Annotated in this window: 10 protein-coding genes; 6 read left to right on the forward strand and 4 right to left on the reverse strand. The window is 68.3% G+C overall.

Annotated features, from left to right (window positions below; translation table 11 throughout):
- From AVW09_RS14645 to AVW09_RS14660, 4 genes are all read right to left on the reverse strand, one after another.
- Nucleotides 1-1,004: ABC transporter permease (locus AVW09_RS14645; RefSeq protein WP_197462657.1), on the reverse strand; the 1,004-nt coding region annotated here is incomplete at its 3' end.
- Entirely contained in the window at nucleotides 1,001-2,521 is a 1,521-nt protein-coding gene (locus AVW09_RS14650) for an ABC transporter ATP-binding protein (RefSeq protein ID WP_063258758.1), read from the reverse strand. The genes AVW09_RS14650 and AVW09_RS14645, both read right to left, overlap by 4 nt.
- A 156-nt stretch (nucleotides 2,522-2,677) precedes the next feature.
- A complete protein-coding gene (locus AVW09_RS14655; protein ID WP_063258764.1) occupies nucleotides 2,678-3,739 on the reverse strand; it encodes a BMP family lipoprotein in 1,062 nt (353 codons plus the stop codon).
- A gap of 233 nt (nucleotides 3,740-3,972) precedes the next feature.
- Nucleotides 3,973-5,091 carry a mannose-1-phosphate guanylyltransferase gene (locus tag AVW09_RS14660; RefSeq protein ID WP_063258759.1) on the reverse strand — a complete coding sequence of 373 codons (1,119 nt, stop codon included), beginning with the start codon at nucleotides 5,089-5,091 and terminating at the stop codon, nucleotides 3,973-3,975.
- Nucleotides 5,092-5,306: 215 nt separating this feature from the next.
- Between AVW09_RS14660 and sdhC the strand changes: the two genes are divergently transcribed.
- From sdhC to AVW09_RS14690, 6 genes are all read left to right on the forward strand, one after another.
- Nucleotides 5,307-5,741, forward strand: a complete 435-nt coding sequence (sdhC, locus tag AVW09_RS14665; protein WP_082823003.1) for a succinate dehydrogenase, cytochrome b556 subunit — start codon at nucleotides 5,307-5,309, stop codon at nucleotides 5,739-5,741.
- Complete coding sequence (locus AVW09_RS14670; protein WP_063258760.1) at nucleotides 5,741-6,196, forward strand: succinate dehydrogenase hydrophobic membrane anchor subunit; 456 nt, start codon at nucleotides 5,741-5,743, stop codon at nucleotides 6,194-6,196. Before sdhC ends, AVW09_RS14670 begins: the two co-directional genes overlap by 1 nt.
- A gap of 47 nt (nucleotides 6,197-6,243) precedes the next feature.
- The gene (sdhA, locus tag AVW09_RS14675) at nucleotides 6,244-8,073 is read left to right on the forward strand and encodes a succinate dehydrogenase flavoprotein subunit (RefSeq protein WP_063258761.1); all 1,830 of its coding nucleotides are present in this window, start codon (nucleotides 6,244-6,246) and stop codon (nucleotides 8,071-8,073) included.
- Nucleotides 8,073-8,858 carry a succinate dehydrogenase iron-sulfur subunit gene (locus AVW09_RS14680; RefSeq protein ID WP_063258762.1) on the forward strand — a complete coding sequence of 262 codons (786 nt, stop codon included), beginning with the start codon at nucleotides 8,073-8,075 and terminating at the stop codon, nucleotides 8,856-8,858. The genes sdhA and AVW09_RS14680 overlap by 1 nt, the downstream gene beginning before the upstream one ends.
- Before the next feature lie 127 nt (nucleotides 8,859-8,985).
- Nucleotides 8,986-10,176 carry a YihY/virulence factor BrkB family protein gene (locus AVW09_RS14685; protein ID WP_082823004.1) on the forward strand — a complete coding sequence of 397 codons (1,191 nt, stop codon included), beginning with the start codon at nucleotides 8,986-8,988 and terminating at the stop codon, nucleotides 10,174-10,176.
- Between the two features lie 42 nt (nucleotides 10,177-10,218).
- On the forward strand, nucleotides 10,219-11,067 hold the full coding sequence (locus tag AVW09_RS14690; protein WP_063258763.1) for an exodeoxyribonuclease III: 849 nt from the start codon (nucleotides 10,219-10,221) through the stop codon (nucleotides 11,065-11,067).
- Nucleotides 11,068-11,187: the final 120 nt, after the last annotated feature.

An 11,187-nucleotide genomic window follows, 5' to 3' on the forward strand; every position in this document is an offset into this window, starting at 1 on the left:
AGCATCGAGTAGATGTACATCGACTTCACGTTGATGCCCGCGACGCGAGCGGCGTTCGGGTTCAGACCGACGGCGCGGAAGCGGAAGCCGAGCGACGACCGCTCGAGGATCCACCACACCACCACCACGGCGACGATCGAGAGCACGAAGCCGAAGTGCAGGTTGTAGCCCGAACCGAAGAGGTCGGGGAAGACCGCGGTGTCCTTCATCGGCGGGGTCGTGGGGTTGCTCGATCCTGGAGCCTGGAGCAGGCCGGGCGTGCGCAGCATGTAGTACACGAGGTAGTACGCCACGTAGTTGAGCATGATCGTGACGATGACCTCGTGCGCGCCGGTGCGCGCCTTGAGGACGCCGGCGATGCCCGCCCAGATGGCGCCGGCGACCACACCCGCGACGAGCGCGATGATCATGTGGACGCCCCACGGCAGGTCGAAGGAGAACGCGACCCAGCCCGCTGCCGCGGCGGCGACGAGCATCTGTCCACGGCCACCGATGTTGAACATGCCGACGCGGAACGCGAGGGCCACACCGAGGCCCGCGGCGATGAGCGGCGTCGCGAAGGTCAGCGTCTCGGTCAGCGGCTTGATGCCGGTGGCGAACTCCGGGCGGCGGAAGTTGTAGATCGCGCCCTGGAAGAAGGACGAGTAGGCGCCCGAGACCGACTGCCAGATCGCGGCGATCGTGTCACCCGGCCGGGCGAAGAAGTACGCCGACGCCGCCTGCACGTTCTCGTCGGTGGCGGCGATCATGATCGCGCCGACGAGCAGCGCGAGGATGATGGCCAGCACCGAGATGATGGCGTTCCCGGTCGCGATCTCGCGCAGAGCGCGGCTCCACCGGTTCTCCTCGGGCGCCGGCGGGGGCGTCACGACCCGGGCGCCGGCCGCCGTGTCGACGGCGACGCTTCCCTCGAGGGCCACGTCGGCCTCGGTCGACGCGGCGACCTCGGCGGCGCGATCGGCGCGGGCGGCCGTCGGGTCGTGCGGGCTGTGCGAATCGCTCACGCGGCGACTCCTTCGTTCTGGGGCGCTTCGCCGGCCATCATCAGGCCGAGGACGTCGCGCGAGGTGTCGCCCGGGACGATGCCGACGACGCGGCCCCGGTACATGACCATGATGCGGTCGGCGAGGGCGGTGACCTCGTCGAGTTCGGTGGAGACGACGATCACCGGAACGCCGGTGTCGCGGGTCTCGATGACGCGCTTGTGGATGAACTCGATCGATCCCACGTCGACGCCGCGGGTCGGCTGCGCGGCGACGAACAGGCGCAGGTCGCGGCTCAGTTCACGGGCCAGGACGACCTTCTGCTGGTTGCCGCCGGACAGACGTCCGACGGGCGTCTCGATCGAGGGCGTGCGCACGTCGAACTCTTCGACCTTCTTGTGCGCGAAGTCGGCGAGGGTGGACAGCTGCAGAGCCCCGCCCTTGACGAACGGAGCGCCGTCGGCGCGGTCGAGCATGAGATTCTCGGCGATCGAGAACTCCCCCACGAGCCCGTCCTCTTTGCGGTCCTCCGGCACGAACCCGACGCCGGCCTCGAGGACGGCCCGCACGCTCTGCCCCTGCAGTTCGGTGCCGTCGAGCGTGATGGATCCCTCGACGCGCTCCTGGAGACCGAGCAGCGCCTCGGTGAGCTCGGTCTGACCGTTGCCCTGCACGCCCGCGATCGCCAGGACCTCGCCGCGACGCACGTCGAAGCTGACGTCGTTGACGACGAGCTGGCCGATGGCATCGACCACGGTGAGGTGGGAGACCGACAGCGCGACGTCGCCGAGGGTCGGGGCTTCCTTCTGAACGGTGAGCTCGACGGCGCGACCCACCATCAGCGAGGCCAGCTCGGCGTTCGAGGCGCGCGGGTCGGCCTCGCCGACCACCTTGCCGAGGCGGATCACCGTGATGCGGTCCGCGACCTCGCGGACCTCTCGGAGCTTGTGGGTGATGAAGACGATGGAGGTTCCGGATGCCTTGAGCTGACGCATGATCGCCATCAGCTCGTCCGTCTCCTGGGGGGTGAGCACGGCCGTGGGCTCGTCGAACACGAGCACCTTGGCATCCCTCGACAACGCCTTGATGATCTCGACGCGCTGCTGGACGCCTACGGGCAGGTCGTCGACGAGCGCGTCGGGGTCGACGTCGAACCCGAAGCGGTCGGAGATCTCCTTGACCTTCGCGCGCGCCGCGGCGAGGTCGAGTCGGCCGCCGAATTTCGTGGGCTCGTGGCCGAGCATGACGTTCTCGGCGACGGTGAAGACGGGGATGAGCATGAAGTGCTGGTGCACCATGCCGATTCCGGCGCGCATCGCGTCGCCGGGTCCGGCGAAGTGCTGGACGGCGTCGTCCAGCAGGATCTCTCCCCCGTCGGCCTGGTACAGGCCGTAGAGGACGTTCATCAGGGTGGACTTGCCGGCACCGTTCTCGCCGAGCAGGCAGTGGATCTCTCCGGCCTCGACGGTGAGGTCGATGTGATCGTTCGCCACCAGGGACCCGAAGGTTTTCGTGATCCCGCGGAGTTCGAGCTTCATGTTCCCGATCCTAAGTTCTGCGGTGCCGCACACGGAGTGCGGCGGGACGGACCACCTCGTGAGCGGATGCCGTCCGAACGTGCGGGGTCGACGGTCGCGGCCCCATAAGGGAGGGGAGGCCGGCACGGAGCCGGCCTCCCCTGGAGAGTGGATCTCTCAGCCGGCCAGGTAGGACTCGACCTTGATCTTGCCGCTGATGATGTCGGCCTTCAGCGCGTCGACCTTGCTGGTGAGATCGGCGGGCACCCGGTCGGACCAGTCGTGGTACGGCGCGATTCCGACGCCGTCGTTCTCGAGCGTGCCGACGAACGGCGTGGTGTCGAACTCGCCCTTACCGGCGGACACGATCGCGTCCTTGGTGCCGACGTCGATGCCCTTGAGGATCGAGGTCAGGAGCAGGCTGCCGACCGAGGGGTCGGTCTGGAAGACGTCGGCGTCCACGCCGACCATGGCGATCTGACGGCCGGAGTCCTGGATCGCGACGGCGGCCGACTGGTAGATCGGGCCACCGACGGGCAGCAGCACGTCGACGTTCTGGTCGATGATCGCCTGCGCGGTCTGACGGGCGGTGTCGTTGGCCTCGAAGCCACCGGTGAACGAGCCGTCCTTGGCGGCGCGGTCCCAACCGACCACGCGCACCGAGGTGCCGTTGTCGGTGTTGTACTTCTCGACGCCCTGGGCGAAGCCGTCCATGAAGATCGTGACGGTCGGGATGTTCATGCCACCGAAGGTGCCGACGACGCCGGTCTTGGAGACACCCGCGGCGAGGTAGCCCGCGAGGTACGCCGCCTGAGCGGTGTCGAAGATGATCGGCTTGATGTTCGGCGCGTCGGTCTTGCCGTCGAAGTTCTGGTCGACGGTGTCGTCGATCGAGACGTACTGCAGGTCGGGGTTGGCCGTGGCCGACTCGAGCGCGGCGGGGGCCAGGAGGAAGCCGACCGTGATGATCGTGTTGCAGCCCTGGTCTACGAGGCTGGAGAGGTTGGAGGCGAAGTCGGTCTCGGCCTGCGACTGGACCTCGATCGGCTTCTTCGAGCCGAGTTCGGCGGCGGCCTGGTCCAGGCCCTCCTTGCCGAGCTGGTTGAACGACTTGTCGTCGAACCCGCCCGAGTCCGAAACCATGCAGGGCAGGTAGTCGCTGGCGCCGGCAGCGGCCGACGAGCCGGTGCTCTCGGGAGCGGCGCCGCAGCCGGCGAGCAGCACGGCCGCGCCGATCATCGCGAGGCCGCTGACGACGGCCTTCTTCGTGGTCTTCACGAATGGTCCTCCAAGACGATGCCCCCAACGGGTTCGGGGGACGATGGAGTCACGTTACCCACTGTGACGAATCGCTTGCGGGTCGCGACGGCCCGTGGGCGGCAATGGTTACAAAGACGCAATCTCGCGTGATGCGACCGCCACACGACGCCCCGGGGAGAGGGACCGGATGCCGCCGACGACGGCATCCGGTGTCAGAGGACGTCGCCGCGCCCGGTGAGCTTGAGCGCGTCCACGACGCCCTTGACGCGCTGCGCGTTCTCGCTGGTCGTCACGAGGAGCGCATCGGGGGTGTCGACCACGACGATGTCGCGGACGCCGATGAGGCTGATCACGCGCTTGGTCTGCGTCACGACGATGCCGCTCGACGCGTCGGCGAGCACGCGCGCGTCCTCGCCCAGGATCGCCAGCTCGTTGCGGCCCCCGGAGGAGTTGAGCTTGGAGAGGCTCGCGAAGTCGCCCACGTCGTCCCAGTCGAAGTGCCCGGGGATGACGGCGAGGCGGCCCTTCTCGGCCGCGGGCTCGGCGACCGAATAGTCGATGGCGATCTTCTTCAGGCCGGGCCAGATGCGGTCCACCGCGGGTCCGCGCCGATCGCGGTCGTCCCACGCCTCGGCGAGTTCGATCAGGCCGGCGTGCAGTTCCGGCTCGTTCACGGCCAGCTCCGCGAGCAGCACGTCCGCCCGGGTGATGAACATGCCCGCGTTCCAGAGGTACGAGCGGTCGGCGAAATAGGCCTTGGCCGTGTCCAGGTCGGGCTTCTCCACGAAGCGCTCGACCGTGTAGGCCTCGGGTGCCCCGTCGACGATGAGCTCGTCGGCCTGCTTGATGTATCCGAATCCGACCGAGGCTTCGGCGGGCTGGATGCCGATGGTGCAGATGTATCCGGCGCGCGCGACCGCGACGGCCTGGCGCACGGCGAAGTCGAACTGCCGCGTCTGGCGGATGACGTGGTCGGCGGCGAACGACCCGATGATGACGTCGGGCTCGCGGCGGACGAGGATCGCGGCGGCCAGTCCGATCGCCGCGCTGGAGTCGCGCGGCTCGGACTCGAGGAAGACGTTGTGGTCGGGGACGCCCGGGAGCTCGCGCTCGACGGCGGCGCGGTGCGCGCGCCCGGTGACGACCGCGATCCGGTCCGCACCCGCCAGCGGGGCCAGCCGGTCCCACGTGTCCCGCAACAGTGTCTGGCCGGAGCCGGTGAGGTCGTGCAGGAACTTGGGGGCATCCGCGCGCGAGAGCGGCCACAGGCGGCTGCCGATTCCCCCGGCGGGGATCACGGCGTAGAAGTCGTCGATAGCAGGTTCGGCCATGGCACCGACCCTACTTGGCCCATCCCCGCATTTCCGCGCGCGGAAGCGAAACAACTCGATACGGAAATTGCCGCGAAACTATCTCGACATCGAGAGAGTGTTAGGCGACCCTCATCTCCCGGATTCATAGCCCGGACGTAGTATCCAAGGGCGCCCGTGTGACGCTCGGGGCCTGTGCGGGCCCTCTACACCGTGTTCGATCAGGGAGGACGACCGTGTCAGCACCAGCACGTGCCACGCCGTCGGTGAAAGAGACCACCTCGAAGAGGCCGCGCGGCACTCTCTACCGCGGCCGCGAGGGCATGTGGTCGTGGGTCCTGCACCGCATCACCGGTGTCGCGATCTTCTTCTTCCTCCTGGTCCACATCCTGGACACGGCGCTCATCCGCGTCTCGCCCGAGGCGTACAACGCGGTGATCGGCACCTACAAGAACCCGATCATGGGTCTCGGCGAAGTCGCCCTCGTCGGCGCGATCGCCTACCACGCGTTCAATGGCCTGCGCATCATCCTCGTCGACCTCTGGCCGTGGGCCACGCGCCACCAGCGTCAGCTGTGGTGGGGCGTCCTGGGCCTTTGGGTCGTCACGATGGCGGGCTTCACGCCGCGTCACCTCATCAACGTCTTCAGCGCCGTCACGGGGAGCCACTGATGTCCGTCGCCCAGGAAGCCAGCACGATCCCCGCGCCCCGCACTCCCGCAGTGCGGAAGAAAGGCCGCAACCTCGAGAAGTGGGGCTGGATCTACATGCGCGCCTCCGGCGTGCTGCTGATCGTCCTCATCTTCGGACACCTCTTCGTCAACCTGATGACCGGCGAGGGCATCCACCAGATCGACTTCGCGTTCGTCGCCGGCAAGCTCTCCTCGCCGTTCTGGCAGTGGTGGGACGTGCTGATGCTGTGGCTCGCCCTGATCCACGGCGCGAACGGCATGCGCACGATCGTCAACGACTACGTCACGACGACCTCCGTGCGGCGCGTGCTGGTCTGGGCGATCGGGCTGTCGGCGGCCTTCCTGATCCTCCTCGGCACGCTCGTGGTCTTCACCTTCGATCCCTGCCTGGGCGTCACCGACAGCAGCTCCCTCTGGGAGATCTGCCAGCCGTGAGCCGCGGCATCCTCCTTCCCGACTGAGACAACAGAGGCATTGCACACGTGAGCACTCAGAACAGCGCGGACACGATCGTCAAGGACGGCGTGCACTACCACCAGTTCGACATCGTGATCGTCGGCGCCGGCGGCGCCGGCATGCGCGCGGCGATCGAAGCCGGTCCGGGCGCCAAGACGGCCGTGATCTCCAAGCTCTACCCCACCCGCTCGCACACGGGTGCGGCGCAGGGCGGCATGGCCGCGGCGCTCGCGAACGTCGAAGAGGACTCCTGGGAGTGGCACACCTTCGACACCATCAAGGGCGGCGACTACCTCGTCGACCAGGATGCCGCGGAGATCCTCGCCAAGGAGGCGATCGACGCCGTCATCGACCTCGAGAACATGGGCCTGCCGTTCAACCGCACGCCCGAGGGCAAGATCGACCAGCGACGCTTCGGCGGGCACACGGCCGACCACGGCAAGACCCCCGTGCGCCGCGCGTGCTACGCCGCGGACCGCACCGGTCACATGATCCTGCAGACCCTGTTCCAGAACTGCGTCAAGCTCGGCATCAACTTCTTCAACGAGTTCTACGTGCTCGACCTGATCACGGTGAAGGACGACGCGGGTCAGACCCAGGTCGCCGGTGTCGTGGCGTACGAGCTCGCGACCGGCGACCTGCACGTCTTCCAGTCCAAGGCCGTCGTCTTCGCCACGGGTGGTTTCGGCAAGATCTTCAAGACCACGTCCAACGCCCACACCCTCACCGGTGACGGCGTGGGCATCGTGTGGCGCAAGGGCCTCCCGCTCGAGGACATGGAGTTCTTCCAGTTCCACCCCACCGGGCTCGCCGGTCTCGGCATCCTGCTCACCGAAGGTGCCCGCGGTGAAGGGGCGATCCTCCGCAACGCCAGCGGTGAGCGCTTCATGGAGCGCTACGCCCCGACCATCAAGGACCTCGCGCCGCGCGACATCGTCGCCCGCTGCATGGTGCAGGAGGTCGCGGAGGGCCGCGGCGCCGGCCCGCACCGCGACTACGTGCTCCTGGACTGCACGCACCTGGGTGCCGAGGTCCTCGAGACGAAGCTCCCCGACATCACGGAGTTCGCCCGCACCTACCTCGGTGTCGACCCGGTCGTCGAGCCCGTGCCGGTCATGCCGACCGCCCACTACGCGATGGGCGGCATCCCGACCAACATCAAGGCCGAGGTGCTCGCCGACAACGACACTGTCGTCCCGGGCCTTTACGCCGCCGGCGAGTGCGCGTGCGTGTCGGTGCACGGCTCCAACCGACTCGGCACCAACTCGCTGCTGGACATCAACGTGTTCGGCAAGCGCGCCGGGCGCAACGCCGTCGAGTACGTCCAGACCGCCGACTTCGTCCCGCTCCCCGAGGACCCCGCGAAGGAGGTCCGCGAGATGATCGAGGGCCTGCGCGCCAACTCGGGCACCGAGCGCATCGCGGTGCTGCGCAAGACGCTGCAGGACGAGATGGACAAGGGTGCCCAGGTGTTCCGCACCCACGACTCGCTCGCCGAGGTGCTCGACATCATCGCGGACCTGCGTGAGCGCTACAAGAACGTCCACGTCGACGACAAGGGCAAGCGGTACAACACCGACCTGCTCGAGGCCGTCGAGCTCGGCTTCCTGCTCGACCTCGCCGAGGTCGTCGTCTACTCCGCACAGAACCGCGAGGAGAGTCGCGGCGGTCACATGCGCGACGACTTCCCCACGCGCGACGACGAGAACTACATGCAGCACACCATGGCGTACCTGACCGGCGACCCGCACTCGTCGCACCCCGCCGACCACATCGAACTCGGATGGAAGCCGGTGGTGTTCACGAAGAACGACGCTGGCGAGTTGCGCTACCCGCCCCTGGAGAGGAAGTACTGATGGCCGCGACCGCGCTCGACACCACGACCGACGCCCCCGCTGACATCGAGCAGTCCCCCGAGGACACCGGCATCCAGTCGTTCCTCGTCACGTTCAACATCCGTCGCTTCGACCCCGAGGTCGATGACGAACCGCGCTGGGTCGACTACGACGTGGAGCTGTACTCCACGGACCGCGTGCTCGACGCGCTGCACAAGATCAAGTGGGAGCAGGACGGCACGCTGTCGTTCCGCCGTTCGTGCGCGCACGGCATCTGCGGATCGGATGCGATGCGCATCAACGGTCGCAACCGCCTGGCGTGCAAGACGCTGATCAAGGACCTCGACATCTCGCAGCCGATCTACGTCGAGGCGATCAAGGGTCTGCCGCTCGAGAAGGACCTCATCGTCGACATGGAGCCGTTCTTCGCCTCCTACCGCGAGGTGCAGCCCTTCCTCATCGCGAACAGCAAGCCGGAGCCCGGCAAGGAGCGCATCCAGTCGATCGTCGACCGCGAGGTCTTCGACGACACCACCAAGTGCATCCTCTGCGCCGCGTGCACGTCGTCCTGCCCCGTGTTCTGGACCGACGGCCAGTACTTCGGCCCCGCCGCGATCGTCAACGCTCACCGTTTCATCTTCGACTCGCGCGATGACGCGGGCGACGTGCGCCTCGACATCCTCAACGACAAGGAAGGCGTGTGGCGCTGCCGCACGACCTTCAACTGCACCGAGGCATGCCCCCGCGGCATCGAGGTCACCAAGGCCATCGCCGAGGTCAAGCAGGCGGTCCTCCGCGGTCGCTGAGCCTCACTCCTCGAACGGCGGGTGCGCTTCGGCGCCCCGCCGTTCGTCGTTTCCGACCGGATGCCACGGGGTGCCCGCCCGTGACGGATGCCGGAAGGGGGTGGCATCCATTCATTAGGCTCGACGGGTGACCGACAGCCGCCACGACTCCCGCCCGCTGCCCGGCGCGGCGACCGAGGAGACGTCGTTGCGCGAGCGGCTCGAGACCGCGGTGCGGGAACGCCTCGACCAGCCGATCGCGCAGGCGGCGAAGATCGCGCAGGTGTTCCCGATCCGGGTGTGGCGGCATTTCCTGCGCCACAACGGGTTCCTGCTCGCCGCGGGCATGAGCTACCAGGGCCTGTTCACGCTGTTCTCGGCGCTGTATCTCGCGTTCGCGGGCGTCGGGATCTGGCTGGGTGGCAGCAAAGCCGCCATCGACGGTCTGATCCGGATCGTCAACGGCTACATTCCGGGGATCATCAGCGACACCGGTCTGATCAAGCGCGAGCAGGTGGAGGCCGTCGCGCAGGAGAGCGGCAAACTCCTCGGCGTCACGGGAGGCGTCGCCGGTGTCGTGGTCATCTGGACCGCGATCGGCTTCGTCACCTTCACCCGGCGCGCCGTGCGGGACACGTTCGGACTGCCCTTCGACGCGCGCAACTACCTGCTGCTGAAGGCGCGCGACTTCGTCGCCTCGCTGCTGTTCGGTCTGGCTCTCCTCGTCGGCGCGCTGCTCGGTTCGATCACGACCGGTGCCATCGACCTCGTGTTCGGGTGGATCGGATGGACGCGTGAGACCCTCGGGTGGACTCTCGGCGCGCGGGGGATCTCGCTCGTGGTCGCCTTCGGCATCAACACGCTCGCCCTGGCCTCGCTGTTCCGGTTCCTCACCGGCACCGCGCTGCCGTGGCGGCGGATTTGGCCCGGGGCGATCGTCGGCGCGGCGGGCATGGTGGCGCTCCAGATCGGTGCGGGCTTCCTGTTCGTCTACTCCCCTTCGAACCCTCTGCTGGCCACCTTCACGGTGCTGATCGGTTTCCTGCTGTGGTTCCGACTGGTGGGGATCGTGATCCTGGTGGCCGCCGCCTGGATCGCCGTCGCGGCGAACGACCGGGACGTCCCGCTCCGATCGCTCGAGGATCGACGCGCGATGGAGCAGACGGCCCTCGTGATCGCGGCGCAGGTGGCCGTGCGCGAGGCCGAGGAGACCGCGGACCTGGCGCGCTGGCCACGACGGTGGCTCGCGCGGCGGAGACTGCGCGCGGCGCGCGCGCACCTCGAGCGGGTCGAGGCGGAACTGCCCGCGCCGCGGCGGTCGACGCTCCTTCCGGACTGAGCGGTCGGGTCCCATGTCGGAGGCCCCGGTTAGGCTCGACGAGTGGCTCGTTCCGTACGCATCGTCTCCGTCAACGTCAATGGCATCCGTGCCGCCGTGCGCAAGGGCATGACCGAGTGGCTCGACGCCTCGGGCGCCGACATCCTCGCCCTGCAGGAGGTGCGGGCGACCGCCGAGCAGCTCGCCGAAGCCCTGCCCGGGTGGCGGATCGTCAACGACGAGGCGCTGCAGAAGGGTCGCGCGGGCGTCGCGATCGTCAGCCGTCTGCCCGGCGTCGCGACCCGCACCCACCTCGGTCCCGAGCCGCTCGACGCGTCGGGTCGCTGGATCGAGACCGACTTCGACATCGACGGCGAGACCCTGACGGTCGTGAGCGCCTACGTGCACAGCGGAGAGGTCGACACCCCGAAGCAGGAGGCCAAGTGGCTCTTCCTGGATGCCATGGAGGCGCGTCTCGCCGAGCTCGGGGCCACGCAGCCGCTCGCCATCGTCATGGGCGACCTCAACGTCGGGCACCGCGAGCTCGACATCAAGAACTGGCGGGGCAACCGCAAGAACGCCGGATTCCTCCCCCGCGAGCGCGCCTACTTCGACCGGTTCTTCGGTCCCGCGGGCGAGTCCGTCGAGGGCGTCGACGGCTCGACCGGCACGGGCCTCGGGTGGGTCGACGTGGGCCGTCGCCACGCGGGTGAGGTCGAGGGGCCGTACACGTGGTGGTCGATGCGCGGAAAGGCCTTCGACAACGACTCGGGGTGGCGGATCGATTACCACGTCGTGACCCCGGCCCTGGCCGAGCGGGTCACCGACTACCGCGTCGACCGCGCGCCGTCGTACGACACCCGCTGGAGCGACCACTCCCCCGTCATCGCCGACTACACGCTGGGGATCTGACACGGCGCCGACGCGACTGCACGCGACGCCTAGGATCGTACGGTGACCACGCAGCAGCGCCTCTACTCCGGAATGCAGCCCTCCGCCGACAGCCTCCAGATCGGCAACTACATCGGGGCG

The organism is Microbacterium sp. T32 (assembly GCF_001619615.1).
Classification (GTDB): Bacteria; Actinomycetota; Actinomycetes; order Actinomycetales; family Microbacteriaceae; genus Microbacterium.